Genomic DNA, 26,835 nt, shown 5'->3' on the forward strand with positions numbered 1-26,835 from the left:
TGTAGTATTTTCCCCTTGAGTGTGCCTGCTCAAGGGGATTTTTTATCGCCGTATTGTACTGGCAAATATTTGTAAATCGTCTTCACTCCCACGCCTGTCACATCAGCCACCTGCTGCCGGGTTGCGCCGTTCTCCAGCATCCGTCTCGCACGATCGACAACCTCCGGTGTCATTACCCGCCGTCGCCCGCCTATGCGCCCCTGCTCTCTCGCCGCAGCCAGGCCAGCGCGGCAGTTACGGTAATTTCCATTACTGGAGCCGGGACGATAACGCCCCGGCTTCAGGCTTGATGAATTTTTTAGCGGGATTAACTGGCATTTTCCAGTGATTGCTGCAGAGAGGTTTCCCCTTCATCCAGAGGACTGCCCGTGCCGGAGTAAGTGAATGCATGCTCGCCGTATCCGGGCATCTCTCCGCCAGGAACAGCGATGCTGTAGCGTATCGTACAGCGGTCTGCACTCAGCGATATAATTGATACCGCTGAGTACGTTACGTCGATGCTCTCCTGAGCGATTTGCAGCGCTGCGCCGCCCAGTGACGGATACGTTTTTAATGGCGTGACGGTTTTTGATAGCGTAAAACCCATAGTTATTACCTCACACAAAATGTATTTCGATTGAATAGGCTGTATACAGCGAATTGTTATTACTGGAATTTAAATAAATCGCGTGTTCGCCTGCTGACAACTGCGCAATATGCTCCATATAATTCGATGCATCTGTTGCGGTATTCACTGAATCCGCAGTCAGCCACGCTATCAGGTAGTCCGCCGTGGTGCCGTCCGCAGTGACCAACATATTCCCCGTCTGACTCAGGCCAATTGTTCTGACCAGAACCTTGCTGACCCGCATGGTTTTTGGCAGCAATATTTTGCTGGCGTAATTTGGGTTTGAGACGCTGGCGCGTGCTGTTAGCGAGTTCACCCTGACTATCTGTGTTGGCTCGAATGCGGCGGCAAAATATTTAGCATTCGCCACCTGGACATATGACGTGGCGCCGTCATTATATTTGTTCCCGGCCACTTTATATCCGTAGGTTGACCGGTTGAAATCAAACCAGACCGCGGCTCCCGTTATTGAGTTATCCAGATATTTTTCGTGGGCATCGCCGTTCGCAGCTGTGGCGTATGTCGTCGTCGTTTTCAGGGCGGTATTAATCCCCGTAATGACGTTTTTTGAAATCTCCACTCCGTCACAGGAACCCACGACGGTACTGTCAGAAACCCTGACTCCCTGGCAACTGGATTTGGTAAACGCCGTCCCGGTGTGGATTAAATCGTACTGTTCAACCCCCGTCAGAGCTTTGTCAACCGTAACAACCAGAACCCCTCTCTGCTGTGTATCACGATACACGCCCCACCGGGTAACTGATGTATCCAGGGCGATACTCGTTATCGTATATAACACCCCATTAATATAGAACGTACTGCCAGCCGACAATGAAGCAAAACGGTTAAACGCGTAGGTATAAAATTGCTTATCTGCCACAACCTGCAACACGATATCCCACGGGTCATACTGAATGTCCTGCGTAAATTCATCATCGACGACTAAGGTGTTGAAGGCCCCGAGGTAGCCCTGAACCGAATCTGCAGGTAGCGATTGCACACAATTGTAAATTTCATTGTGTGCAATGAAATTCCCTGACTGATTGCCATATACCGTATTCCTGTTAACGCCGTATATTCCTCGATAACAGTTGTAAATCTTATTATCCATTATCTGCGTATTGGATATATTCCATGCCAGAACAATGCCGACCCCTGATTTTTTTATAACATTATATGAAACAATATTATTATCACCGATCACATCGGCGAATCCATTCTCGCATTCAACACCATCTAAACAGATGTCTTCAATCTCACAGTGAACAACCTTGCAATGACTACTCTTACGAAAAATGTTAATACCACTCTGGCGAGCTACATCACGCACTGTTGAATACTGCACCGTACCATTTGTACAACTCTCACCATGTATTCCGTAATCCCAGGTGTGTAAGACGTTCACATTGTTCAGTAGATAGGTATCAGTATTATAAATCAGGATACCCTTATCCCCAGGCTCTGTACGACCAACCTCATCTACTGTCTGGTCGTTCATTTTGGAGCCGATAACTCTAACACCATCGACAGTTAAATTATCGCAATTATCAAACCAAACTACAGCATTATACCAGCGGCTGTAGATTTCCCAGTCATCACGACGCTCTTTAGCGGAGATGGTAAACCCGTCATGAGAATTGATAGTCAGATTTGCCGTATCACTTTTATGGATAGCACCAGTGACCTGATGATACCCATATCCCTCCAGGGTGAAACCGTCCTCCAGTACGTCAAATAACGCACGCATCCTTTCAGTGACGTCAGCCCCATCCCCACCAGTCAGGCCCGCATCATGGGTTGACAGGGTTTTATTTTTTATTTTTCGGCACCACCCGTTAAAAATAGTCACGCCATTATTAACTGCTGACAACGAACTGACGTAATAGAATTCTCCGCCGCCCAGAGGTTCGTCATTAGCCGTTAATTCATAATAGGAATCCAGTAAGACCCTCTCACCATCATTACCTGGGAGGGCCGCCAGTGCTGCAACGCTGCTAACCTGACCAACCAGTTTAAAGCCGTCGCCTGAACCCAGGTTTTGGCGAAGCGTATCGCCATCCATCAGAACGAAGTGAGTCACATCATTCGCAAAGCTGGTTGCGTCGGTGCCGGTCGTCGTAAATCCGACATCTGTAGTGGCATTCAGGCGGTAGTACTGATCGTTATACCGGATGTACTGGTTACGGGCACTGAACTGAAACGGTCCGTCTTCATAGTCGCCCAGGAACACGTAACCGGAGCTATCAAGAAAAGCCTGGAATCGGTTTTCTTTATCAGCCTGGGAGGCATCAAAAGTGGTTTCCTGTTCGACTATCTGGGTGGAAAAACGAGACTCAAAGTCACTCAGTTTTACCGTAAACGCAGACTCCAGTCCGAACCATGACATACGGCTACGACCGAGCCGATCACTCCAGAAAGAGGATGTAATATCGTTCAGGGCAAGGTCCAGATTCTGAGCGTTATCAAAAACGTTGCGCATGTCTGCCGACGGGACCGGATCCCGCGTTAAATAAAATGGCATAGGGGTATTACCTCAGAAACAGATCAGGCAGGAATTTCAGGCCAGGCGATATCGGGAGCGGTAGATGTATCAATGCGGCTTAAAGCGACGCGGTATTTTTTCCACGCAGTCAGCTGCATGACTTCTTCATTGGTCTGGATACCAAGCTCTACAGCGTCGTTTAGAGGGGCTATTTTTGCGTTTGCCTCTCGCATCAACTCGGTTAACAGATCAATAGCACTACTCACTTCAGCCTGGTGTTTAGCTTCCGCGTCGTTAACCCAGTTTTCTCCATCCCATTTTTGATAGCTGCCAGTAGGGGCTTTCGTCGTTACCCCTTCTGGCAGTTCTCCGAGTGCTGAAATCTCAATAGATTCTCCAGATACTGTGCTGTATACGGTTTTTCCGCGATGGTCCTCAATAAGAGACCACAGCCCAGCAGCTATATTGAAAACCGCTGCTTCTCCGGGCCCTATTTCTGGCGGTGTTATTTGGGTGCAGCAGGCTGGCAATCCAGTGTGAGGCGGGATTGACAACTCTTCAAAGCCCGCCAACTCCCCCGTGTCGTCACTGATATGATAAACGGTTACAACCTGAGTTTTATCCGACATTTCAAAAGTCATTATGCGAGCCTCACGATGTAGTTGAATGCGATGTTTTTAACGGTGTTTTCTGCATTACCAGTAGCATCGACAGTGATGGTATGTGAGTGGGCCCCAATTACTACAGAGTGTGTATGTGCGCCTGCAGTAGATGTCACACCAAAATTATTCCCACTATTATTGCCAACCTCCTGATCACTTCCCCCCTGTTTCTGCATAGCAGATCCCCACGTGTGGGAGTGGTCACCGTTACTACTCGTGACTTTAGTTCCAAGATCTGTTGATGAGGCAGATGCTGTGTGCGAGTGGGATTTAACACCATCTTGCTCCTGTGATAGCACCGCACGCCCGGTAGCTGGTTTCCCTTTAATGGTCCAGTTACGCATGTCTGGAATGACACCTGACGGGTAAGCTGTAGCCAGTAACGGATATGCCGTCGGACTAAATGTTTGCCCCTGCATAAATGCGAAGTTTCCCTCTGCGGGTAGACTATCTGAGGGCCAAGGGATGGGGGTTCCAACTGGAAGCGCACTCCGCGCAACAGAATTAACTGACATGGTAATCAGGGATACAAGCTTTGCTGTGTCACCATCATCAAGCACATCCTCTCCGGTTGTCTCAGCCATGAACTGAGCTAAGACGCTCGCCATAACGGTCCCCTGCCGCAGGGCTTTATTAATCTGGGCGGCCCTGGCCAGCCCTGCAGTAAATCCTGTAGAAAGGGCGATCAAACCTTCCCATTCCGTCTGTGATGTCACATTTGAGCCAGATGCAATGGCAAATGGTTTAAAGTTGTTAACTGGCATCAGAAATTTTCTCCCCATGCACCGGACTCAAATCCAGCGATATAGTCGTTTTCGACATCAAAACCAAAGAATTTATATCCATTAGAGGGCGTAACCGTTTCTCTAACTCTTACTCCGGCCGCTTTTACCGTAAGGAGGCCAGCACGAACCACAAAAACAAACTCAGCGGGAAGTTTATCTATTGGGTTAATGTCATATCGCGATGGTGTGTAATCATCAGGAAGAGAAATAAAGGGACCACGATTCATACCTGAATCAAATATCAACCGGTCTGTTACAGACATTAAATATTCAGAATCAATGACGATGAGCACTGAGATCGTCATATCCTGATTATCGAGGATGATCATTTTAATCCCAGTACCAGCGAGCGCTGTTTCCAGAATGTCTGGCAGCGTTCCGTTCTGACCATTCCAGTTATTAATACCCACCCTGGCCTTTAACACGACCCGGTACACGTCATCACTCAGGTATGTTATTGCGTCAGAAGACTGGTACGGACCAAGCCAGATCCCCTGGTCCCAGCCCACTCGTTCTTTGTCCCATTCAAGGAAAACACCAGATATCGGCGCGGCAACAGTCCGGGCTACTCCAATCCATTTACCAAGAATATCAAGTTGTGCCCCTACGCCAGTATCTATGTCGAACGCAGAGATAAGACCGGACACTGAACCAGACACATCAATTAGCGGCCTTGTCGACAGGTCAACATGTTTTAAAAATTTTGGTTTTCCTGCATGGTAGTTGGAAATAAGTTCGGTGTATTTGCTCATGCTGTCACCGTTATCTCTATATTTTCCACGCTACATGAAACAGCCTCGTCATATACGACTGTGACATTAGCTGCTGCGACGGACTCAGCCGACCGGCCTATTAACAGCTCCATAATGTCGTAATATCGCGCATTCCCACCGCTTACTACGCCGAGATTCGCCGGGGAATAAACCCTGCTCAGCAGCACACCATCACCAATGGCGAGAGAGTTAATGTACGAAGCCACAGCGGCTTTCATTTCATCGCCAATGTCGGAGGTGTAGCCAGTTAACGCCTTCAGGGTAATTGACACGTATACCGGAACATCTACTGGGCGAGAGAAGCGAATGGTATAAGGGTTTCCATACTTATCTGTGACTACCACGGCAGTCGTGCCGTAGGTGGAAACTCCCTGCCCCTTCACGCTTCGGATGGTATTGGCAATTTCTGTTGCATCCCCACCCTCAACGACAGCAGAGATAGAATGCTCTGGTAACCCGTTAGCGTCCGTTGTCTCGGTATCATTCTCAAACAGCTTGTGACGGGTTACGCCTTCAACGTTAGCAATCGCACCATCGACCGCGTCAAACGGCGTGAGAGAGGCCAGCGCGACGCTTTGCGACTGCCTTAAGCGTAGCTGCGCATCCGTCTCTGCAGCAACACCTACCGTGGCCGCCAGCGGGTTAGTCACCGAAGACCATCCGCGCGTCGGCGTATTGATTCCGTTTACCGATCCCGCCACCGCAGCTACTGCACCAGCATTCGCACACGTGGCCGTCGCCACCACAGTGCCATCAGAGCCAATAACCACCGTTGCAGGCAGATTCCACACCACGCTGTTTGTGTCGCGTACCGAGCCATTGGTAATGGTTGTGCCGATAGTGCCGGTCAGCAGCAGATCGACAGTTGAGTTAGTCGCTGCACGCCGGGTGATGCCGTTAATTTTAACGTTGCTCGTCAGTGCGTCACCCAGGGCCGTCGCCGGCGAGAATGACCTGTAAACCGAGATGGCCGTGTTATTGGCGTCGTGAATGGCCAGCGCAACCAGCGCTACCATCTGGCCGTCTTTGCTGTCCGGGTCGAGATAGGCATCACTGCCATAAATCTGCTGAAAATAGCCGGTGATGGTGTCCAGAACGGTCTGATAGTCGGGCGCACTTATCCCCTCAGCGGTTACCGTTGCCGATAAGCCGAGTGTGTCGAGGTCCAAAGACATTACGCCTCCGAAGTTACTGTGGTTGTCCCGTAGATGGTTTCCACCGTTGCTGTGAACGTTATACGGCGCGTGGTACCGTCAACGGTGGTGTTAAATGCAGTGATTGAGCTAACCCCCTGCGTTTCGAGGATCCGCTTACGGATAGCGAGGTTGTAGGTATCCGGCTTTTGCTTACCCAGAACGGACTGAATCCACGGGGTTCCCTCCGTGGTATCGAGGAACCACTGCCCGTACCAAAGCAGAAAGCGCGTTTTAATGGCCTGCGCGACAGCCTCGGGGGAGTTAACCAGCCAGGTATCATCACCCTGACCGAAGGTATAATCCCCATCATCATCTTCTCGACGGTATCGCATATCATCCTCCCAGTGGTGCTGTACTGCTGCCACCAGGCTCAACGCCACCATGCGTATGCTTATCAACGATTGAGCCATCCACCAGCTGCAGGCGGCCGTCCGAAAGGACTTTAAGCCCGTTCAGGTTAAAACCTCCCGGCGCCGTGCCGTTGATAGCTCCGCTGGCAGGATTAAGACTCAACTTTGTTTCCCCGTCATCACTGCGCAGCTCTACTGCGCTGGTGCTGATGCCGCCGATTTTCTTCGCCTGCGACTGCGGACCAACAATGCAGAAGGCATCGGATAAATCATGCATGCGCTCGTCTACTGGCTCCTGAATACCTCCGCTTTGCCACCAGAAATCAATACAGCGGTCTGCAAAGATAACAAGGCATTCATCACCAGCCTTAACAGGAAAAGTCAGCGTGCAGCCTCCGCCGCGAGGGAATACAACAGGAACATCCACCAACAACGGATAATCCTTGGTACTTTTGTTTCCGTCGTTATCTCGCTCGATGTAGCGGATCGCCGGCTGCACTACGGCGGTCACTGCGTCAGGTTCAAAAGACTGGATGATGCCGGGCATTGCAACGCGAAGCTGTTCGTTGAGCGTCCTTCTCTCTGACGCCAGAACCTCCGCCAGCGCACCACTGCGGGTTTTATCAGATACTGCCATTCGGTTTACTCCAGGAAATAAAAAAGCCCACATAGGTGGGCTATTCCAAAATTATGCTATGCCTGGCAAATACAACTGCACTTCATCAGCTGCTCGATCACGCGCTGCGTGGAGTAATTTCTTGCGACCACCAACGCCCCATTTAGCCATCTGGCTGGCGCACTGGCTAATCGCCTTGGTTTCGGTATTGATAATGTGGTCGATTTTATTCAGACGGGACATTGCGCCGATCCCCATACGGACGACGGTTCGAAATACCTCGTACACTTCAATTTCGAACTCCGGCTTAATCCATGCAGCGTAGCGAATGGCGAGCAGTTCGACACCCCACGCACCGGTACTATCACCACCCTTCATTACCTTAAGTGGTTGATTTTGTTCCGAAGCACTTTTTAGTGCTTTGGCCTGTAGCGCCTTAATAAAGCGTTTAATTTGAGCGCTTCGGAGAAACACGCTGGGGCGCTGAGACTCTGTTGCCTCTCCGTTGGCCACGGCGGCTGCATGGAGATCATTGAGACTGTAGCGACCTTCGTCGTCAACACGAACGGAAACGCCGTTTACTGATACGGTTGGATATTTCATCGTATTTACCTTTCTGTGGTGCGAGCCTGCTCGCGTAGACGTGGGCGGCCAAGAGCGGAACGATGAATCCACCGCCCTGTCTCAGACTCACACTACGGAAAGCTCTTGCGGGAAGACGCACGCGAGTGCGTTGGTTTGTTGCGGGCATTAAAAAACCCGCCGAAGCGGGTTGAGGAGTTAGAGAAAATGGTTAACAAAAAAGCCCATCTAAGTGGGCTTCTATCATATGATTTATTAACGTCGTCTGGGCTCCGGGATTATCACCTCAGCCCAACAGCGGCAGTAGCCATTTGGGCATAATTTACCCTCTCCAGGGTGTCCGGTCTTTGGTGGGTTGGACCAAGCGTATGTTTTACCATCCTGCTTGTCACACGATGGACAACAGTCAGATCCCCGCCAGACGTATCTTTTAGAACCAACCCTTTCAGCTTGAATCTGCGTGGCTTTTGCCATTTTCCTAAAATCTTCACCTATCAATTTTTGATACGCATTTCCATCAGCAAGCATCTCCTCCTTGCTTCTCCGGCGACCATTCTTCGGCTTTGATTTCACTTCAGGCCGTCTGTATGAATAGTCTATGCTTTGAAGGAATTTATCTTCGTCCTTTCGTTTTTTTTGTTTCTTATAATTACTCCATCTGGCAATGACAGCTATTGCCAGAAAGAAAATAATAATTGCGAAAAATTCCATGGTCACTTCACCTTAACGCAAGGGAAGGAACCGATCACCTTCGGCGCGTCCATGCTGGCTTGCAGGAGCTGGACGTTCAGGAAAGATTTCCCGTTACGCTTCACAAACTCAAAGCCATAATTGTTGCCGTCACGCGCAGGCATCAGTCCCATATTCCACACAGCTTTAGATTCATCACCTTGAGCGCCGAGGTATTTCACTTTTTGGCTTGTGACTAATTCGCCATTAATACGCACAAGGCCTTCAGCATCCGATAATGTCATCTTATAGCCGCCGCACTGGAAAGCTGCGAAAGAAGGTAACGAAACCAATAGCCCAACCAGCAACGCATACTTTCTCATCACCCACCCCGGTTAAAAGCTTCCTGAGTTTTAATATCCACCGCACCACGCGCTTCACACATCATATCCATGTACCACGCCTGGCCCCTTGTGTCGCCAGTGTACATAATGCCGATGACTTTATAAACGCCGTCAGTCGCAATGCTCGCTGGCTGAGCCGTCGTACCCTCAACGGTGATATTGCCATTGTTGTTCTGGTCTGTGATCCGCCCCCGCGTCATGGCAATATCGTTGTTACCCAGAGCGGTACGATATACAGACTCCTGATCCAGTTCTATCAACCCGTTAACCCGGATGTTGGGGTTAATCAGGCAGCGGACGTTAACGCCGCTGCCGATGGTCTGCTGTGGCATGCCGATCATACCTGTCTCGCTATTCAGCTTGATAGCATCGTGCATTACCTCATCCTTCGCGACCATTTCCCGCTTACCATCGACAAACATCCAGGTAGCCTTGCATTGTTCAGCGACGTTATCCATGAGGTTTCGCGTCATACCAAACAGAACCCTACCTCGCGGATAGACCGTGGAGGGCATCACTGGTGTATTGCCTTCCGTCACCCCGTTAGCGTTAAAGTCCTTCATAAGAACGCGGTTCATATCGGCAGCAGTGTAACCAGCTGCCAGCGTCTGCGCGGTCATGGTGGTAACGAAAGCCCGATGGGAGTCAGCCGCCTGGATCAGCACGAAGCTGTCGATAGGGTTATCTTTCCCAGTGATGGTATAGCGAATCTCACCGTCAAATAGTAGGCCATAGTTCCGCCCATCCATCTGACCTACATCATCAGGGTTTACCCTTCTCGCTACGCCGACCTGGCTGGCGGATACATCTGCTGCGATACCATCATAACCAGCGATAACCCTGATCCGGGTAAACTCTTTCCCAACAATTTTGTTAACTGTGTTGGCAGACAGGTTGTAGATTTTGAAGGTACCTACGCGGGTTTCGCTACTCAGGTTAAACCAGTCAATATTAAACGTGACCTTAAAACTACCGAAGTCAGTAGCATTGCCATTCGAGTCAACAAGTTGCAGCTCAAAATGTCGCATCCAGTTCTGTGACATGGTTACTCCGTCACTACGTAAAGGTGGCTGTTAATCCCGAGATCGGCTTCAGTAGGGTTTTCGTTCGCCGGGTTGTCACAGCCGACATAAAGCGAAAACCCCAGCCCAAGATAATCGTACTGCGCCAGCAGGTCAGCGCCGGTGATAAGCGGTACGCCTTTAATCAGGTCGGCACCACTGCTGTCCATGATGTCCAGACACCAGAACGCCGCCCGCCAGGTTACAGCCATCTGAAAGCTCTGACCTGCCAGCGATATAGAGAACTGCTGATTTTCCGGAGAGAGCGGAATTTCGCTGATTGCCATTTATCCCCCTGTCAGCTTCACAAAGATTGACTGATCTTTTTGCACTGGAGTCTTCACCCCTGAGTTCTGCACGGCTGACGTATTGGCGCCTGTCTTCATATCAGCTTTATCCGCTACTTGCTTGGTAGTGGTACTGGTCATAATGACCTCACGCAACGTAAGGACGACAGATAGAACATTCTCTGATGTGCGATCAGTTGTCACCTCCATCGCCCGGATCAGCATGTTGCTGTAAACCCTTTTCCCCGTTACCACATCGAACGGCATCCGGCTGTTCTGAAGGTCAAGGAGGTTCTGATAGACCTCTTTCGGGCTCAGTCCGGCACTTATCCCGTAGGAGGTTGTATCCAGCAAATCCAGCAATGAACCACCACCGGCAAAGCCAACCTGCATTACCACTTCCGATGGCCTTCGGTAGGCATGATCGGAAATTGCAGCACCGACCTCCACCGGATGTTCGGTAATTTCCAGTGTGTCATTATGCTTTTCAGAAATAACCACACTCGGAACAATCAGGTTTGTATTTGGGCCAAGTCGCCGTTTCTGCTGGTGAAACAAGGTAGAGAGAATATCCATTAACCCATCCCCGCTTGATTTCTGCTTAACGCCAACGCTTTTTCATCAACCTGCCGGCTAACCTCCCTCCCTATCTCCTGAGCACTTCCGCCATAGATGTTGTAGGTGTTCTGCTGTTGAAATTGCCCCCCACCACCCGGCATATTGCTCAGCACCCGGGGTATGTAGTTTCTGGTCTCCTGTGGCATCAGCGCCATGCCGTATTTCTGCACATTACCGATGCCCCAGTTATAGGAGGCCAGTGCTTTACCCAGATCCCCGCCATTCTTCTGCAGGAGCATTGAGAGATACCGCGCTGCCGCTTCCGCCGCCTTCATCGGGTCAAACACGTCATTACCGCGCAGTCCCATATCGCGGGCGGTGCCAGGCATAAACTGAAACATTCCCTGTGCGCCAGCGCCAGACACAGCAAACTGATTACCATTTGACTCGGCGAGAGCAACACTACGGAGCAGGCCCGCAGGGAGGTTATACAACGCCTCCAGTTTACCCATCATCGGAGCCATCCAGCCCAGCAGTTTAGCGCCTGCTTTAGTGGCCTGAGGTCGTTTGACAGACTGCCCATATTGGGTGGCATCACCACCAAATAGATCACTGACGTAACCAGTGGCTTTATCCCATAACCCCTGTCCGACCGATGCAGCCCCTTGAATTATTGGGCTTTCACTCCACGCCGCTGCTGCGCCTTTTAACGAGTCCCAGGCACCGGAGAAATCACCACTAATAACCTTGCGCAGAGCATCCACCAGCGAACCGAGGATTTTGATTGAGCTGCGGACGCTTTCGATAATCTGATCAAACAGCCATTTGCCATTAAATTTCGATGTATCGATGTTAATGAATTCAAGGAATCGCTTACCCAGATCGAGAATGGCAGACCCGAGGTCTCTCACCTTCAGGTAAATGCCGCCAAAGTCTTTACTGAGGCTGGCAAAAGCCTTCTGGGCATATTTGATACCCGGATCCCATTTCCCCCAGTCTATGAGCGACTGCCCGCCTTCTTTCCACGTACGGTAATCGTCGTAGAGACCTATCAGCGCAGCACCCAGCATAATGACGCGCCCAATAGGCGACATCGCAAAGGCACTATTCAGGAGACGCCAGGCAATCATTAGCGCCCCAAACACCTCGATAACCTGTCTGGTTTCGGTACTGAGTGATTTCCACCAGTTGATAATGTCCCCGGTGAGCTGTATCAACCGATAAACCACCCGGCCAATGATTTCACCAAACCACAGGACACCTTTGACACCAGCAGTGATAGCCCCTTCAATTTTCGGGAAGTTTTCCAGTATCTGGCGGCGCAGCCTGTCCAGAGAGCCAGCAAGGCCATCAGCGAGGCTGGAGCCTATTTTATCCCGCGCCATGCCTGCCATCAGCCCAAAGGAGCGCAGCGAGGTCATGAATTTATTAGAGCTGACGGCGGCCACATCGGCGTTATAGCCGATCGCCTTCGCCATCGCGGTGTATTCGCCACTAAACTGGCCGATACCGCGACGCATTGCCATCAGGGTGTTTTCATCCAGACCCAGCATCTGAGCGTACTGGTTCGCGCGGTAATACGGCATGCTGCTAAGACGCTGGCCGACGCCGGTAAAGATCGTCGCCATATCCCGCATGTTGCCGCTGGCATCACGCGTTTGAACCCCCAGCCGGTTCAGGAAACCCTCAGCGCCGGGATTGTTACGCATGAACCGGGCAAGATTTTCGAGAGAGCCGCGGGCACCGTCGACACTGCCGCCAACCTGACTAACCGCATACCCAATCTGCTTAATGCCCTCCACCGTCGCGCCTGTGCGCTGAGATGCCCAGTACAGGTCGTCGAGACCGCTGGCAATTTTCGCGGTGAATGCAACGACGGAAAGCGCCGCCGCCTCAACTTTGACGCCCAGCTCAATCGCTTTAAGCGTTGTCCCGGCAACGACGGCATCGAATTTTCTGGCGCCAGCCTCATCTACTTTGAACCCAAGCGAGATCAGAAAGTCCTTGAGCGTTTCAGCGTTCATTAGCCTCTCTCCATTTCGCTATACGGTTTTCGTTATCGGCTTTCAGGTCCAGCCAGTCATTCATACGGGCGATATCAGCCAGGTCTACTGATCCATCTTTCAGAGCGGTGTAGGGGATGAGCCCGGCATCCACCGGGCGCATCAGGAAATCCTCGCCTTCTGGCATGGATTCCAGGGCTGGACCTATGGCTGGGTAGGCGTCCCGCTGCCCGGGAGTTCTTTCAAAAAATTTCCCAGGCTGTCGGCGACCACCCGCGCCACCAGCTGCAGCATCGTGAACAGGTCGATATCGTCGAACATCAGCGCGCCCTGATCGAAGACTTTCGCCCAGCCCTTTTCGTGCTGGCGGGAAACGACGCTCAGACACGGATGAATCACCGCGTTAACGTCCTCGTCCGGCAGCGCGGCCAGCGTATCGGCAATTTTCGGCAGCACGCTTTCCAGCACTGCACCAGAGTTACCCGCAGCGGCCTGCGCTTTCAGCGTGGAAAATTCGCTAACCAGCCCGGCCAGCACCGGCAGCAGCTTACGGCTTACCTTCAGTTGCTGGAATACGTCGAGTTTGGCGGTTCGATAATTAACGCCCTTAATTTCAAATTCCATCGATTAAAACTCCCCCAGCAGTTGGTCAATCTTACCGGCGTCAAATACCCACGACACCGTATTGCCAACCTTGGCGTTAGCGTGATCCGGCTGCTTCTGGAATGCGCAGCTACGCGCGGTGGTGATATCGCCTGACACCTTGTTTCGGATGACAATCACGTTATTACCCCAGGTCGCCGAGGACTGGCTCTGCGCGTTATACATCAGGGACAGTTTTTTGTTCACCGGGGACGTTTTCAGCAGGGTAACTGTGATAGTGCCACTCTTACCGGCGTGCAGGCTGTGCATCACCTCACCATCGGCGCCGACGGTCATGGTATTCTTTGCCTCGGTCATCGCAACCGTAATACCTTCTTCGGAGTTCGCCGAGCCGTAGCCCAGATCGATACTGCCGGTTGGGCCCGTCAGGGATGCCGAGACGTCAATAAAACTATAGGTTCCGCTCATGGTCGCTCCTTATCGCACCACATTGATCTGCACGTCGGCATAGTGAATGGCACCCGCCAGTTTGATCGCCGCCTGAATCACCGGCGACTTACGCGCTTCCCTGTCGGACTGCGCCTGGTTATCTACTGAATCGGCGTAGACGTAGTAACCCTTGGTCAGTGTGTCACCTGATTCAATCTGGCCGATCGGGCCGCCATTCCATACACCCGGAGCAATAAGGCCGTTATTTACCGCCTGATCCAGTGAGGCTTCGACGTTGGTCATTAACCGGGTTACGCCCGCGTCGGTTTGCGGAATTTTGGTATTCGAGGTGTACAGCAGGTTGTAAAGGTTGGTCTGAACGTAGTTCTGCAGCCAGTCCAGGCCGTGGCGCTCATCAAAGAAGTCTCCGTTCGCCATGACACCCTGCTGGATAATCGCTGTATCGTTGGCGTAGTAGACGTAGACGTTACCGTTAATGGCATCAATAGCGGACGCCTGCGCGGTCGTGAGCGTTTCGTACGTCACGCCAGGCTCGGTTTTGAATTTCAGGGTGATCGTGGTGTTGTTGCCGGTGAAATTCACCGTAAACGCACGGCCAAATGCCGAGATAGCGGCGTATTTGCTGCTGGAGCTGTACTGCCAGAACGTACGGCTGTAGCTGGCGGCTTTCAGCTTATAGCCGATGTTGTCGGTATTTCCCGAGACCAGCACATTCACATCATCAGTGGTAACGGCCAGAATGCGACTCAGGCTGGATGCCTCGATCGCCGCAGCAACCGAAATCACGTCAGCCTCAACCAGATCGGCGCTGTCGGCAATCGCCAGCCCGTACCAGTTGGTATATTGCAGGGAGGCATTAACCGCCTGCAGCAGCGTTTCAACTGTGCCCTCTTCACCTTCCGCCAGCGTCTTCGCCCAGCGGCCGATATAGACCAGCGTCGGTTTTGGTGATTGTGAAAAGAAGATGGTCGCTGCTTCGTATTCCGGGGAGTCAACGCCAAAATCATCGCCGATATCTTCAATGGCCGAATACTGGCGAATGCGCTCGGTAACCGGAATAACGGTAGAGGTTCCCAGAATGAGGAGCGCACCGAAGTTTCGCCCCGTTGCCGCTACCGGTGACATGATGACGTCAACGTTAACGACATTGGAAACAGGTAAGCCCTGTGCCATGTTTTAATCTCCAAAAAATTGCACTGGCGCGTCGACCAGCGATTGAATGCCGTACTGGCGGATGATTTTGCGGCGCAGGTCAACGCTGATATCGTACCGGCGCACCCACTGGTTATTGATGAGTTCGGGCAGATTGAGGATCCGCCCATGCTGCAGAAATGTCAGGCCTGAGCGGTTGAGCTCGTCATTGTTCTGCGAGACCAGCAGACCGTCACGAAAGCGCGTGGCCATTGCCAGCCCCTGCGGGCCATAGAAGCACAAGATCAGGCTCACGGTCTCATGCGACCACTGTTCGGTGTTCTCTTCGCCCTGCACGTACGCCGGGTTGAAGTCCTCCTGAATGCCAGTGATACCGAACGCGCACCAGGTGGTGCCGTTTTTGGGTATCTGCTTTTGCGGGTCAGTCCAGCGTGGGTAAACCAGCGTGGCAGCCAGCCCTGTCACACCCCGTATCCAGCGGCTGATTAGCCGTTCCAGATCCTCATCGTAGGGCGGTGAATCACCGATGGGGGTCAGATATCCCGCCGTTGTGCTGTCGTTACTCAATCGGCGTTCCCCCGTCAAATTCCAGCAGCTCGCAATGCGCCTGAACGAACCCGGCACCGTACGCTGTATACGGGTCGACAAACGTCACACGATAATCTCGCCAGCGGTAGGTTACGATATCTGCATCTAATCCGGGTTGCCCCTGAGTTAGCCTGAACTGGGTAACAATGAGGATGGCGCCATTGATGTTTTGCCCGGCAGCCATTCGCTTAGCCTCAAGCGAGCGATCGACGGTTACGACACCAGAGAACGGAATAGCCTGCGCGGTATTGGTCGGAAAATTATCTTCGTCCACCGTCTGCACCTGCCGATAACACACCAGAGACAGGTCGACAAAGTCCGGATCAAGCAGAACATCAGTCACATCGAGAAACGGCATTATTTTTTCCTCACGACATACTGAATCGCTCTGAAAAGGAATCCGCGGGCCCTCAACGGCTTGTCGCCAGGGATAGGCGGTTTCATTTCTCTGCGCTTCTTGATGGTCTTTTCAGATAGTGGGGTCAGACGATCGCCTGCCTCAATGACAGCCTTTGAGGCATCACGCGCAATCTGGCCTGCGGCTTCAAGATGCATCGACGCCACATCTGCCTTACCTTCAAGCGCAGACTGAGCGGCCAGCTTTAAACGCTCGGTCGTTTTATCCCGGGAATCCTCAATGCCCATGTCCAGAAATGGCCTTGGCGGCAGAGTAACGGTCTCCCCGTCTATCTCTACGGTTGCCCCGGTGGACTGGAGATACCCCAGCTCAGCGTTACTCAGCGGAGCATCATCGCGCGGAGGACCTGCCGGGATACCAACCAGCACATCAGTGCCTGACAGTTGTTTCAGCGCATCCAGAACGACACTGTAATTGTCTTCCCGAATTGTGAGCCCGCTTTTCATTCCGGCGTCCCCAGTTGAACCGCTCCGGCACCAAACATCATCAGGTATTCCCAGAACTCCGATCCGTACCGGGAGTTGTTCCAGAAACCGGCATTAGGGTCCAGGGTTGCGCTTGCGTCATAACTGGCTGAAACCTTATCCACTGATTTCGCGGTCTGTATTCCGCTATTTACACCACCAGCAGTACCCACAGCCATACCACGCATATCGGCGGCGTAAAGGTACATGTAGTGCGCAACATACAGCCCGACGATGTAGGGAAAGATATCCACACCAAAGCGCGACTCACTCAGCAGGGCATCAGCAAGATTCAGTCGAGCCCGGATCATTGGCGTGGGGTACTTTGTTTCGTCAGCGAACTGCGGAAAGGTTGCCCTGAACTGCTCAGGCGTCGGCAGACTTTGATTTCTTGCCATTATCGGTAGTCTCCGGCAATTGCGCTTCGAGTTCAGCAATACGCGCGTCTTTCTCGGCGATTTTTGCTTCCAGCTCAGCAATTCGCGGGTCTTCTGCGACCGCTGGCGCTTCGCCATCAGGCGAGCAGTGCGCTTTTACGAACCAGTGATCAGCAACCGTGTCATCAACGTCGTGGAAGCCAACCGGGAAATTCTTTTGCTCTTTGCCGTCGTTGAAGTTAAACGGGGAGAGTACGTAAATCTTTTTCATTGCAAGTCCTCATGAGCGGCCCTTTCGGGCCGCCGCAGGTTAGATGCCGTCGACGTAGGCCAGAGTTTCCGGATAAACCGGCTCTACTGCACCCAGCTTGCCGTAATAGGTTACGAGCTGATACAGGCCACGATACTGGATCGGCACGCTCATCAGCGGAACCATCGGGAAGCGAACGTATTTCTTGTCGTTGGTGTAGAACATCATGCGATCAGAGTTCGACACGCCACGACCTTTCGCCCATTTCACCGGACGGATGTTCAGAGGACGCCCGTTCTGGTGGTATGCGATGGTGTTGGTTTCCAGATAGGTCAGCAGGGACTGGTTACCAGCGCTGGATACGATGGTGCTTGCCAGCAGAGAGAACTGCTCCGGCGGGATCAGCAGGTCCGTCGGTACCATGGAGTAAGCCGAGTTGGCCCACGCTGCACTCAGCCCGGCATTAATGCTCGCCCGGATTTCGTCAGCGGTGGAGGTCGCCCAGGTCTTCGCGGCGTTGGTCGGCGTCACCTGCGTCAGGTTCATCAGGCCTTTAACGTTCAGACCAGAATCGCCGATATAAACCTGCTCGTCCGTGTCCATGTTCCACTTCAGTTGCATGCCGTCGTACTTCTGCGTGTCGATCGGGCGACCAACCTGCGCAGCTGCCTGCAATTCAGGAACGGTCCAGCCAAGCTCCATACCCCACAGTGTGAGCGGGAAGCCAGTTTTTGCGATGTCGACGTTAAGTCCAGCCATCGCGGTCGCGGCTTTGCTCAGCCAGTTTTTACCGTTGGCATTCGGTGTACCGGCAGCGGCAAAGGTGGTGTTAGTGAAAGAGCTAATCTCATCAGCAATAGACACGTCTTCACGCAACTGGATATCGCGCGACCAGGTGAAATTCACCAGCGGCAGATTCAGTGTCTGATCGAGACGCTCCAGCTCATGGACAAGAAAGGCACCAGTGCCGTCGACTGTCGCCTGGTCAAATGTCATTGGCATTTGCGATTTCCTTAAATATTGAAGGCCAGCTCAATGTTGCCGCTGGTGTCGCCAGGGCCATTGAAGTAAGCGTTAGTGATCTGGACGGTATTCGAGCCATCAGCGGCGGCAAGGAACGCGCCGAGAGGGCTTGAGGCGGATGGTGTGGCCACTCGCATGTAGACCGGGCCATGCAGCGCAACGCTGGATGCATCCGCGCCGATGTTTACCGTGACGTAACCACGTACCAGGCAATCGCCGGTGAAGTTTTTACCGCTGCCTACCTGCTGGACTTTATCCGGCTGGCTGGCGGTCGGATACGGACGAACGTAGATGCCCACCAGCACCGACGCTGTATCGCTCGCAGCGATTGGCACAAATTTCCCGGAGGAAATCTTACCGCCAAGGCCGTAAGCGGGAAAAAGGTTGGAGGAGTCCAGCAGTTGAGGTTCAACCGTCAGATCCTGCGGACGAGAAATTGCCCCGGCGATGCCCGCAGGCATCCGGTAAAGAAATGTATTACCCATTGGTTAGCCTCGTTTAGACCAGAATTCCTGCGCGGCCTGATTCATACCGGCAATGGTTTTAACAGTGGTGGCAGTCTGCGTTTGCAGGCTGTCGGCGGTTTTGGTATTGCGGTTTTTAGCCAGCTCAGAAACAGCTGTGAAAGCCATATCCACCGTGGCTTTTTTCAGCTTGCTGATATCGGCATCACCGACAATAGAGCGCACCAGAGATTGATCGGCAGAGGCGAGCACCTGGCGCTTGAATGCTGTCGGCTTCGCCTTTTCTGGCAACTGGATGCCTGGCTGAATCAGATCGGCACGGTAAGCGGCGTCGCCGGTAAGCTTACCCTCCTCTTCCTTTTTCTCCTCTTCATCCTCGGCATCGCCGGTACCAGGAGCAGCTGCCGCAGGCGTGAGTTTGGCCACCGCCTCAATCAGCGCCTTACCCCATGCAGGAATTTCTTCCTCACCATCTCCGGTACCAGGCAATGCCGGGCCGGGAAGCGGATTTTGCGGCGCAAGGTTAATGATCACTCCGCCGGGTGTCATAGAGGTCGACACATCGTTATCGCCCGTGACATCATCAGGCGGGTTATCAATGAGACTTGCCATTTCGGCAGCGTCCCCGGTTTTACGGGCCTTCAGGAGCCGGGTAAACCAGTTTTTAGTAGTGCTTGGCATAGAATCCCCTATTGCACAACGGAAACCGGCCCGCCCGTTAGGGACAAGGGCCAGATGGTTAGCGGTAATCGCAGATTGCTTTGCGAGACCAGGTGAAATCTGTTCGTAATCGGCGTCGTACCCGCAGCTGACCTCATCATCACCATCATCAATGGCCTGCAGGGCTTCCGGGGTTTTGACGATGACATCAGCCAGCAGCAGATCGGTCTTATCGTCCGTGCCGCGCCGTACGTTCTGGATGTGGCCGTGAGCCAGCTGGCGCCAGTTATCAGGGGTAACAAAGATGATCTGCCCGTCAAAATCTCGCGGATGTCCGATAGTGACCGCCATTCCTTCGAATGACGCCATGGCTCGCTCGCTGAACACCTCTTCTGGTGCCCGGCGTACGATGACCTTCCCCCTGTCGTTTGGGACAAGCTCAGGCCGCTCTGTGGCGTCGTACTCCTGCTCGCCAGTCCTTGCGATCGGGACGTCCTTAAACAGGACTGACCCATCAGCAAGTTGAAAGCGAGTATTGCCCAGGCGGGTTTTAAAGAAATATTTCATGGGTTACCTGCTGAATTGCGGGCATTGAAAAGGCCGCTCATTGGCGGCCTGTTATTTTTTTGGTTCGGGGATCTGCACTTCTGGCCAGCAATCGCAGTTCGGCAGGCATCCGGCGTGTCCGGTCATGCCGTCAAGCGTTGGCGGGTTATCCCAGCGCACAAATCCTCGCCCATATACAGGGTCAACGACATCTTTCATCTTGCGATGCGATGTCCTGGTACCAGCCCCCTTGATGCGCCACCAGTACCCCTCAGAACCAACGGACAGTGCCCGAGCCTGAGTTAATGCGCCAGTGGCGCGGCCTATCTCAGTGCGGGCTATCATCCGCGCCCTGCTGGCCGCCACGTCGCCGGACTGCATGATCATCTCGTAAAGCTGATCGGGGCGCTCACCATGGATGACAGCCTGTATTGCACGCCCCTGAATTTCCCTGACACGTCCGGCCGCCTCTAATGGCAGAGACTTCATGTAGCGAATCTGTCGGTAAACGATGTCTTGTGCCACCATGCCGACAGGAGTGTTACCAATCACGTCACGCAGACCAGCAGATATTTCTTCCGAAACAGAACGCCACTGATTCCACTCTTCACGCTCCACCTGGGCAAACATCTTTCGACCGACCATTTCGGCCCAGTCGTCGATCACCCCGGAGTAGTCAACAAGCGATTTAGCAATGCTCTCAGCGCTTGCCTGTGAACCATCGTAGGAACCCGTGACGATTTGATTTATCTGGTCGACTATCGCCAGTAGGCTTTTCTGATACTGGACCTCCGATCGGCGGCGGAGGGCTGGTTTCAGATTCAGTCTCCTGCCACTGTTTCGCCGCATTCTGAATATCCTCATCGCTAATTGAAGCACCGATGCCGGTAACGTCAGACAGTTCGCGCAAATCGGTCAGCGCAGCAGCCGGCGACATTCCCAAATCACGCACAGCGGTTGCAAGAGCGGTAGTCGTGTTGGTCGCCACCGTGGAGCGATCGGTGTCGCTCATCTGCCACAGGGGGTTAAACTCAAAGGTGAAATCTTGCGGCAACGGGTCGCCAAACTCTGAGCGATGCAGTACATCGAATAACAGACGGATGTGAGGCCGTAAATCTCGCTCCTGAAGCGTTCCCACGTCGTCGTAGTAGTTAGCGAGGTCCGCGTCACCGGTTGAAAAACCCTTCGGTGACTGGCGGAACAGACGGACAAGAGGAATACCAACAGCACCCGCGATATCCTCTTTAAACTCGCTAAGCAGGTCAGACAGGCCCGCGAAAGAATAGGAATGTGTTTCAAATTCGTCCTCCGAATCAAACAGGGACATACCCTCGTTCGTCTGGTACTGGCGGACCATTTCCATATTCTTGATAAGCGCTTCAAACGCCTTACCGCCCGTGGCGATAATTTCACGCAGCTTTTTAATCTTTGCCGTTCGCAGATGTGCCTTGTAGGCAAGCTGGGCGGCGCCGACGCTGGTGCTATCGTAGGAAGTCAGGCGATCGAAGATGCGCTCAACAATGGACATCCCCCATTCGTTTTCGGTGATTTTCTGCTGATACGGCAGTTTCACACCATCCATGCGGATCAGGCGGCTGTGGTGAACAGTCCAAGGAGGAAGCCCCTGCGCCGTTGTCACGATTTCATAGAATTCAGGCTTGCCGAGGTTAGGGCCAAGTGCCTTAATGCGCCTGGTGAGCTGCGGGTTAATCATCCAGCGGTCAAGTACAGCCAGACCTTTAAAACTGCCCTTGCCAACTTTATCCAGTACCAGCGGGGTCAGCGGTGCCTGACCTTCAATCAGAATCAGCGCCACCGCCCCGCCATACAGCCGGGACCATTTCAGCGTCTCGTTGATGCAATCCCAAAGCTGAAGCTCATCGAACCGCGATTCCAGAATGCCACGACGTTTCGGGTCAATCTCACTGGTGATCCGCACGCCCTTTTTGGTCATATCGTCCGCTTTAGAATCGACTGCGGCGCCAATAATCCAGGAGGAACGATAAGCCCACTCGATGAGCAGGCGGTTGCGGCTGGTATAGTTCGCCCTGTAGGTCGATGCGGCATGCTGGTTAGGCTGCTGCATACCGACACGGGCAACAAAGTTATCGTACGAATCCGCCGTGGCGACTCGTCCTGTTTTCTTCGCCATGGTGACTATTCTCCGGCTTTTTCGGTACTCGTGGCGGATAGGATAATTTGTTAAAAAATGACCCGATTTAACATAATGACTGTTACCCGCACCAGCCGGATCCCTCCCATGATGAAATGTCCGCTAAAGGATTATTTATCGGGGTTAAGTGGCTAAAAGCGCGTGAATAAAACATGCATAAACAGGGTCGAAAATTGAATAGCGTGAATTTTGCGTGAAACGGTTATTTCCGGGTATTTAGCTGTTTCCCAGCGCTTCCCAGATATCCATTGCCGTATCAGTAGGAGCGAACGCCATGATAAAAGCGTCGGCCACGTTCGGCGATGGCACATCACGCTTGGCAAGGTCTTTTTTGCTTTCCACCATCACACGCCCGTTTTTGTCAAAATCGCGGTGTGGGGTGGTAAGTTCCAGCTTGAGCTTTTCCAGCAGCGGGCAGGATGAGTCGATGCTTATCAGCTCATCTACCGGGTACTGCTCACCGTTCTTAACCGCGTTGAAGGTATTACGGAAACGATCCGCTACCAGCCACCAGGCTTGCGCTTTGAGGTTGGCGAAAAAATCCTTGTTCGGGATGCCAATGTATTCGTAGTCTGGCTCATTCACACCAGCGCCTGCATTAAATCGCTGATAGTTGATGCGGGATGCGTTCATGTTTTCGCGCTTACGATCCTCATTAATTTCTGAGAATTTCGCGCCAGCAGATGCCCCAACGCCGATTGAGTCGTAGACGATATCAGCATCACGCTCCAGTGCCGCCTGATACGTACGCTGGCAGCTCTTCAGCAATTCGTCTTCTTTCGCCTTCCACTCATCCGCCCAATACACGACGGAGCCGTGGCGATAGACGTTAGCGCACTTATCGGCGCCGCTATCGGCAACGTCGAAGCCAATACGCTTGCGCCCGCTCGGCTCGAAATTAAGGACTTTATGGGCATCAACAGCCGCCTCAATCCATGACAGCTTGATAATGGCCGCATCATCATCCGACTCTGGCACGCCTTCGTAGACATGCTTAAACCCATCCGGATCCCGCCGCTTAGCGGCTTCGATAACCTTCAGCATGGTGTCGGACAAAAAGGGGTTTTCATCGTAGTTGATTTTGCGTATCAGCGTATCTTCTGGCGGGTCGACCACAAAGTTACGCCACACGAAATCAGTCACCAGCCCGGGGTTAAAGATAAACCAGCACTCTGATCCCTCTTTACGGATGGTAGGCTCCAGTATCTTCCACTGGTATTCTGTCAGCGCGTGAGCCTCTTCAAGCCACAGAACGCTGATACCTTCCAGAGACTTAATCTCTTCAATGTTGCGCCAGAGCCCATAAAACACGAATTCAGACCCGGTGACCCGGTTAATGATTTTGTTGTTCAGAATGCGGAAACGATGCCGCAGGCCAAAGCGGTCAATCTGAATTTTGAGCAGGGTATACACCGACTCTTCAATTTTATTCTGGATCTGACGTGCACAACAAAAGCGCAGGCTGTATTTATTCGACAGAAATATGGCTATGCCAGCGGCATCCCACGATTTTGACGATGAACGGCCACCATAAAGCACTTTGTTACGCGCCTGCGTCGTCCAGAAGCTACGCAGGACCGGATTCAGCGTCGGTTTGGATGTCAGAGTAGAAGTCATTGAGGTCACGCTCTCCGTTGCCATCATCAATACCTGCATCACGGCGAAGACGATCGGCCTCCAGCGACACCTTATCAGTAGCAGCCTTGCGATAGTCTGTATCAGCAAATATTTTGCCTACCGTCGCAAGCGTCCCAACGATGGACTCAATACGAACGGTATTGCGCATCATCGCCTTCTCGGCGGCGCTGATATTTTCCATCAGCACCTTTCTTTCCTGGTCCCCTTCAGCATCTTCCAGCTTGGTCAACCACCGGCCAATATTCTCTGCGGCGACAAGGTTGTTAGCCCGAAGGCGAAATAATTCGTCTTCGAGTGTCAACGCTTTCGCGTCTTCAATGACCTCATCTTTAAGCAGAAGGCGGCGGGCGTAACCACCATGCTTTAACGCCTGCTGGTTACCGGGTTGGAAAGGGTTGGTCGGCGGATCGGTACGCACCCCGCGTATCGGTTTCGTATCTGGTGGAGGTTCGGCTTTTGGTTGCGTACTTTTTTGCGTACGGCCAGCGCTGGCAGGCTTTTCGCTGGTACGCGCCTTACTCTTTTGCGTACCACTTTGCGTACCATTTTTGCGTACCTGCGTACTGGCCTTGCGTACCCAATCAAACTTTTTAGCCCTCTTCCTGATAGCCCCTTCAGTAACGCCGTATTTATCGCCTATATCACGGAGACTAAGGACTCCGGCCCGGTATGCCGATTCGATGGCCTCCCAGTCCGGTGTTGCCATAATTTTGTCCTCGCCTTGACATTATCGAGCCACCTCTGGAAGTGGCTCTGTAATGCCTTACTTCAGGCACTGCGTGGTGATGTATTCCTGCAGCGCCCTCAGGGCTGTTTGGTCGCTGAGGATTCCGGATCGGATACCGAGAACGTTTCGTCCAGCAACTGCAGAGAGTTCGACGGTGGCATCATCGCCCACGCTGGCGGCGCCGGTGGCTTGGGTTGCGGCTGGCACTGGACACTTGCCTTTGACGAGCACCCGACCACCATTATCAAGCTTGCGCTGCAGAGTATCATTTTTAGCTTTTTCATCGGCTAATTCCTTCGTGTATTTGGCATCGAGCGCAGCGACGTCTCTCTGGCGGGTCTGCATGTCAGCAATGGTGTCGTTCGCCAGGCTGAGCTGCTCAGTCACTTTGTCCAACTGCCTTTTGAGCTCGGTGGCGTTGCTGTGGTAGTGACTGGCCAGCCAGCCGAGGCAAACAACCAAGCAAATCACAATGGCGCTGATAATGGCGGTTAACCTGCTCATTCATCTATCTCCCAACATGCCAGTGCGCTTTCCTGATCACGACGAGAGACCTGGCCGTAACAATTGTTGGAACGCACGCGGCAATCTTTTCCCCCATCAAAAATCCACCGGCGAATTTCAGCGCAGGCGCCTTTCCGGTCACCGGCATTCAGCTTGCGGTAGAAAGTGGAAGGAAAGCACTTACCGGGCCCGATGTTATAGGGGCAGAAACTGGCAATTCCGACCTTTTGAGGAGGCGTAAGGTGAACCCGCACATTCTGATCAACCCATGCCAGCGCCTTATTGCGCTCGACGGCATTTACCTGATCGCATTTGGCCTGGGTTAACTTCATCCCCTGCGTTACAGGTCTTCCATCTACCCGGGTCGCTCCACGACATATCGTCCAGATACCGGCGCCATCGCGGTATGACGTGAGGCTATTGCCCTCTTTCTCGTTCAGGAACTGATCCATGAGAACGGGAGCAGATGCGCCAGCGGCGATAAGCGCCAGCATGGCCGCACTGAGTTTCGTTTTCAGGTTAGCCATCGCTACTCATCCTGCGGTGGCGGGCCACCATAACCACGATCGAGGGATTGCTGATACATCTTCGTCCAGCGGCGCTTAAAGTAGAGATTGGTCAGGTAGGTAGCTACACCGATTATCACGCCACTGGCCAGGGCAATAAAATTCCAGTCAAGGCCATGAAACCAGTCATAGGTCCTTGCCAGCCCGGTGCATATCAGGCCGCCTGACGAGCAGTACGAGGCCGCCGAAAAGATTTTGTCAGGCATTTTCATAGTCTCCACCTCCGATAATGTTCGGGGTGCTATCTGTAGTCTGTAAAAGGTTCAGGGCCGTCGGGCTGATTTACCAACAAAGCGTCGAGGGTGATTCCCGCGACCCTGAAAATAAAAAACCCGCTCAAGGCGGGAAGAAATACCAAGGGTAAAAGCGACGGCGCGGTAGCCGTAATGGTCCCAAGGTAGAGGGATTGGGTTGTGGTGGCCGGTGCTGATCTCCGGCTATCTAGCGCATAAGCCTGCGCATTCACCACAAAAGTGACATTCGCCATTTGCCGAAATTTTGTCCTCATGCGATATTGAGTTGTCGAGATTCAAGTAACGCAATCAACAAGGAGTTCAAACAGTGGAGAATTTCATTAAAGCAATTGAAATGTCTATCGAGGGTAAGAATTGGTACTCGGTATTATTTATTTCCCTAACCCTCCCAGACATCTGCGGAAAGATAGATACCCCTGCAAGTAAAAGCTCTAAAGAAAGAACCATCGAGTGGTGCGATAAATATTTAACCCCACTATACACGTCTCGCATTGGTAGGGACCAGCAAGAGCATATTTTCCTGTGTGGCTCTGACTTTTACGCTCTCCGTTGTGCATATTTACATGAGGGTAGTGACGACATAACCACACAAAAGGCAAGAGAGCGCCTTGATAATTTTAAATTTATCCAGCCACTAACTGGTGGGATGTACATTCATAGGAACCAAATCAATAATACGCTGCAACTTCAGGTTGATGAGTTCGGAAAGGATGTAATTAAAGCAGTGCGTAATTGGCTTGCTGACATTAAGGACGACCCAGTGAAAAAAGCTGAGGTAAACTCTCTGCTCAGTATTGAAATGATTGATATCTCTAAGGGATTTTCTTTGTAAAGTGCCTACCTCACCCTCCCACCAAACCGATACATGGGAGGCTACGCGACCATAAGGTTTCTGCTTTAAGCGTCATCAGGCGTAGTGTGTACCGGCTTGGGCATCTACTTA

Annotated in this window: 35 protein-coding genes and 1 pseudogene; 1 reads left to right on the plus strand and 35 read right to left on the minus strand. The window is 52.5% G+C overall.

Going from position 1 to position 26,835, the window contains the following annotated elements; genetic code table 11:
- Positions 1–29: 29 nt before the first annotated feature.
- The 35 genes and pseudogenes from L2I46_RS15540 to L2I46_RS15710 all read right to left on the minus strand — a co-directional run.
- Positions 30–230: pseudogene (locus L2I46_RS15540) on the minus strand (helix-turn-helix domain-containing protein); the annotation flags it as partial.
- Positions 231–307: 77 nt separating this feature from the next.
- The gene (locus L2I46_RS15545; RefSeq protein WP_236948001.1) at positions 308–586 is read right to left on the minus strand and encodes a hypothetical protein; all 279 of its coding nucleotides are present in this window, start codon (positions 584–586) and stop codon (positions 308–310) included.
- A 10-nt stretch (positions 587–596) separates the two neighbouring features.
- A complete protein-coding gene (locus L2I46_RS15550; protein ID WP_236948002.1) occupies positions 597–3,128 on the minus strand; it encodes a right-handed parallel beta-helix repeat-containing protein in 2,532 nt (843 codons plus the stop codon).
- 23 nt (positions 3,129–3,151) lie between these two features.
- A complete protein-coding gene (locus L2I46_RS15555; protein ID WP_236948003.1) occupies positions 3,152–3,730 on the minus strand; it encodes a tail fiber assembly protein in 579 nt (192 codons plus the stop codon).
- Positions 3,730–4,515: a tail fiber protein gene (locus tag L2I46_RS15560; protein ID WP_236948004.1), complete on the minus strand. Its 786-nt coding sequence runs from the start codon at positions 4,513–4,515 to the stop codon at positions 3,730–3,732. Before L2I46_RS15560 ends, L2I46_RS15555 begins: the two co-directional genes overlap by 1 nt.
- On the minus strand, positions 4,515–5,288 hold the full coding sequence (locus L2I46_RS15565) for a DUF2612 domain-containing protein (protein WP_071570708.1): 774 nt from the start codon (positions 5,286–5,288) through the stop codon (positions 4,515–4,517). The genes L2I46_RS15560 and L2I46_RS15565 overlap by 1 nt, the downstream gene beginning before the upstream one ends.
- On the minus strand, positions 5,285–6,484 hold the full coding sequence (locus L2I46_RS15570; RefSeq protein WP_236948005.1) for a baseplate J/gp47 family protein: 1,200 nt from the start codon (positions 6,482–6,484) through the stop codon (positions 5,285–5,287). The genes L2I46_RS15565 and L2I46_RS15570 overlap by 4 nt, the downstream gene beginning before the upstream one ends.
- Positions 6,484–6,837: a hypothetical protein gene (locus tag L2I46_RS15575; RefSeq protein WP_025269942.1), complete on the minus strand. Its 354-nt coding sequence runs from the start codon at positions 6,835–6,837 to the stop codon at positions 6,484–6,486. The genes L2I46_RS15570 and L2I46_RS15575 overlap by 1 nt, the downstream gene beginning before the upstream one ends.
- Before the next feature lies 1 nt (position 6,838).
- Positions 6,839–7,492 (minus strand): Gp138 family membrane-puncturing spike protein, encoded by a 654-nt coding sequence (locus L2I46_RS15580; protein WP_236948006.1) that lies wholly within the window; start codon positions 7,490–7,492, stop codon positions 6,839–6,841.
- A gap of 51 nt (positions 7,493–7,543) precedes the next feature.
- Entirely contained in the window at positions 7,544–8,074 is a 531-nt protein-coding gene (locus L2I46_RS15585; RefSeq protein ID WP_130970119.1) for a KilA-N domain-containing protein, read from the minus strand.
- 234 nt (positions 8,075–8,308) lie between these two features.
- On the minus strand, positions 8,309–8,764 hold the full coding sequence (locus L2I46_RS15590) for a hypothetical protein (protein WP_236948007.1): 456 nt from the start codon (positions 8,762–8,764) through the stop codon (positions 8,309–8,311).
- 2 nt (positions 8,765–8,766) lie between these two features.
- Positions 8,767–9,105, minus strand: a complete 339-nt coding sequence (locus L2I46_RS15595) for a hypothetical protein (protein ID WP_236948008.1) — start codon at positions 9,103–9,105, stop codon at positions 8,767–8,769.
- Positions 9,105–10,169 carry a hypothetical protein gene (locus L2I46_RS15600; RefSeq protein WP_236948009.1) on the minus strand — a complete coding sequence of 355 codons (1,065 nt, stop codon included), beginning with the start codon at positions 10,167–10,169 and terminating at the stop codon, positions 9,105–9,107. The genes L2I46_RS15595 and L2I46_RS15600 overlap by 1 nt, the downstream gene beginning before the upstream one ends.
- Before the next feature lie 2 nt (positions 10,170–10,171).
- A complete protein-coding gene (locus tag L2I46_RS15605) occupies positions 10,172–10,474 on the minus strand; it encodes a phage baseplate plug family protein (RefSeq protein WP_088403099.1) in 303 nt (100 codons plus the stop codon).
- Positions 10,475–11,050 (minus strand): phage baseplate protein, encoded by a 576-nt coding sequence (locus L2I46_RS15610; RefSeq protein ID WP_088403098.1) that lies wholly within the window; start codon positions 11,048–11,050, stop codon positions 10,475–10,477.
- Positions 11,050–13,056, minus strand: coding sequence for a lytic transglycosylase domain-containing protein (locus L2I46_RS15615; protein WP_236948010.1), 2,007 nt, complete (start codon positions 13,054–13,056; stop codon positions 11,050–11,052). Before L2I46_RS15615 ends, L2I46_RS15610 begins: the two co-directional genes overlap by 1 nt.
- Entirely contained in the window at positions 13,046–13,198 is a 153-nt protein-coding gene (locus L2I46_RS15620) for a DUF6889 family protein (protein ID WP_016244729.1), read from the minus strand. The genes L2I46_RS15615 and L2I46_RS15620 overlap by 11 nt, the downstream gene beginning before the upstream one ends.
- Before the next feature lie 41 nt (positions 13,199–13,239).
- On the minus strand, positions 13,240–13,659 hold the full coding sequence (locus L2I46_RS15625; RefSeq protein WP_110225340.1) for a phage tail assembly chaperone: 420 nt from the start codon (positions 13,657–13,659) through the stop codon (positions 13,240–13,242).
- Positions 13,660–13,662: 3 nt separating this feature from the next.
- Positions 13,663–14,106 (minus strand): DUF3277 family protein, encoded by a 444-nt coding sequence (locus L2I46_RS15630; RefSeq protein WP_023312781.1) that lies wholly within the window; start codon positions 14,104–14,106, stop codon positions 13,663–13,665.
- A 9-nt stretch (positions 14,107–14,115) separates the two neighbouring features.
- Positions 14,116–15,261 (minus strand): DUF3383 family protein, encoded by a 1,146-nt coding sequence (locus L2I46_RS15635; RefSeq protein WP_236948011.1) that lies wholly within the window; start codon positions 15,259–15,261, stop codon positions 14,116–14,118.
- Positions 15,262–15,264: 3 nt separating this feature from the next.
- On the minus strand, positions 15,265–15,807 hold the full coding sequence (locus L2I46_RS15640) for a phage neck terminator protein (protein WP_023158904.1): 543 nt from the start codon (positions 15,805–15,807) through the stop codon (positions 15,265–15,267).
- Entirely contained in the window at positions 15,800–16,186 is a 387-nt protein-coding gene (locus L2I46_RS15645; RefSeq protein ID WP_236948012.1) for a head-tail adaptor, read from the minus strand. The genes L2I46_RS15640 and L2I46_RS15645 overlap by 8 nt, the downstream gene beginning before the upstream one ends.
- Positions 16,186–16,692: a hypothetical protein gene (locus tag L2I46_RS15650; RefSeq protein WP_021312707.1), complete on the minus strand. Its 507-nt coding sequence runs from the start codon at positions 16,690–16,692 to the stop codon at positions 16,186–16,188. The genes L2I46_RS15645 and L2I46_RS15650 overlap by 1 nt, the downstream gene beginning before the upstream one ends.
- A complete protein-coding gene (locus tag L2I46_RS15655; protein WP_236948013.1) occupies positions 16,689–17,108 on the minus strand; it encodes a DUF4054 domain-containing protein in 420 nt (139 codons plus the stop codon). Before L2I46_RS15655 ends, L2I46_RS15650 begins: the two co-directional genes overlap by 4 nt.
- Positions 17,077–17,358, minus strand: coding sequence for an STY1053 family phage-associated protein (locus L2I46_RS15660; RefSeq protein ID WP_236948014.1), 282 nt, complete (start codon positions 17,356–17,358; stop codon positions 17,077–17,079). Before L2I46_RS15660 ends, L2I46_RS15655 begins: the two co-directional genes overlap by 32 nt.
- Before the next feature lie 39 nt (positions 17,359–17,397).
- The gene (locus L2I46_RS15665) at positions 17,398–18,339 is read right to left on the minus strand and encodes a DUF2184 domain-containing protein (RefSeq protein ID WP_038435199.1); all 942 of its coding nucleotides are present in this window, start codon (positions 18,337–18,339) and stop codon (positions 17,398–17,400) included.
- 11 nt (positions 18,340–18,350) lie between these two features.
- The gene (locus L2I46_RS15670; protein WP_000528476.1) at positions 18,351–18,845 is read right to left on the minus strand and encodes a structural cement protein Gp24; all 495 of its coding nucleotides are present in this window, start codon (positions 18,843–18,845) and stop codon (positions 18,351–18,353) included.
- A gap of 3 nt (positions 18,846–18,848) precedes the next feature.
- A complete protein-coding gene (locus tag L2I46_RS15675) occupies positions 18,849–20,051 on the minus strand; it encodes a DUF2213 domain-containing protein (RefSeq protein WP_236948015.1) in 1,203 nt (400 codons plus the stop codon).
- A gap of 51 nt (positions 20,052–20,102) precedes the next feature.
- The gene (locus L2I46_RS15680) at positions 20,103–20,675 is read right to left on the minus strand and encodes a phage minor head protein (protein ID WP_236948039.1); all 573 of its coding nucleotides are present in this window, start codon (positions 20,673–20,675) and stop codon (positions 20,103–20,105) included.
- A 55-nt stretch (positions 20,676–20,730) separates the two neighbouring features.
- Entirely contained in the window at positions 20,731–22,182 is a 1,452-nt protein-coding gene (locus L2I46_RS15685) for a DUF1073 domain-containing protein (protein ID WP_087653643.1), read from the minus strand.
- Positions 22,183–22,419: 237 nt separating this feature from the next.
- Entirely contained in the window at positions 22,420–23,820 is a 1,401-nt protein-coding gene (locus L2I46_RS15690; RefSeq protein ID WP_021312714.1) for a PBSX family phage terminase large subunit, read from the minus strand.
- Positions 23,771–24,259: a hypothetical protein gene (locus L2I46_RS29645; protein WP_021441335.1), complete on the minus strand. Its 489-nt coding sequence runs from the start codon at positions 24,257–24,259 to the stop codon at positions 23,771–23,773. The genes L2I46_RS15690 and L2I46_RS29645 overlap by 50 nt, the downstream gene beginning before the upstream one ends.
- Before the next feature lie 345 nt (positions 24,260–24,604).
- Complete coding sequence (locus L2I46_RS15700) at positions 24,605–25,072, minus strand: lysis protein (RefSeq protein WP_236948016.1); 468 nt, start codon at positions 25,070–25,072, stop codon at positions 24,605–24,607.
- Positions 25,069–25,599, minus strand: coding sequence for a lysozyme (locus L2I46_RS15705; protein WP_236948017.1), 531 nt, complete (start codon positions 25,597–25,599; stop codon positions 25,069–25,071). Before L2I46_RS15705 ends, L2I46_RS15700 begins: the two co-directional genes overlap by 4 nt.
- A gap of 2 nt (positions 25,600–25,601) precedes the next feature.
- Positions 25,602–25,850 carry a phage holin gene (locus L2I46_RS15710; protein WP_004146526.1) on the minus strand — a complete coding sequence of 83 codons (249 nt, stop codon included), beginning with the start codon at positions 25,848–25,850 and terminating at the stop codon, positions 25,602–25,604.
- Positions 25,851–26,199: 349 nt separating this feature from the next.
- On the opposite strand from L2I46_RS15710, the gene L2I46_RS15715 reads away from it, so the two are divergent.
- Entirely contained in the window at positions 26,200–26,724 is a 525-nt protein-coding gene (locus L2I46_RS15715; protein WP_219193103.1) for a hypothetical protein, read from the plus strand.
- The last annotated feature ends 111 nt before the right edge of the window (positions 26,725–26,835 follow it).

It is taken from the genome of Klebsiella sp. 2019SCSN059, from assembly GCF_021739525.1.
Taxonomy (GTDB): Bacteria; Pseudomonadota; Gammaproteobacteria; order Enterobacterales; family Enterobacteriaceae; genus Klebsiella; species Klebsiella quasipneumoniae.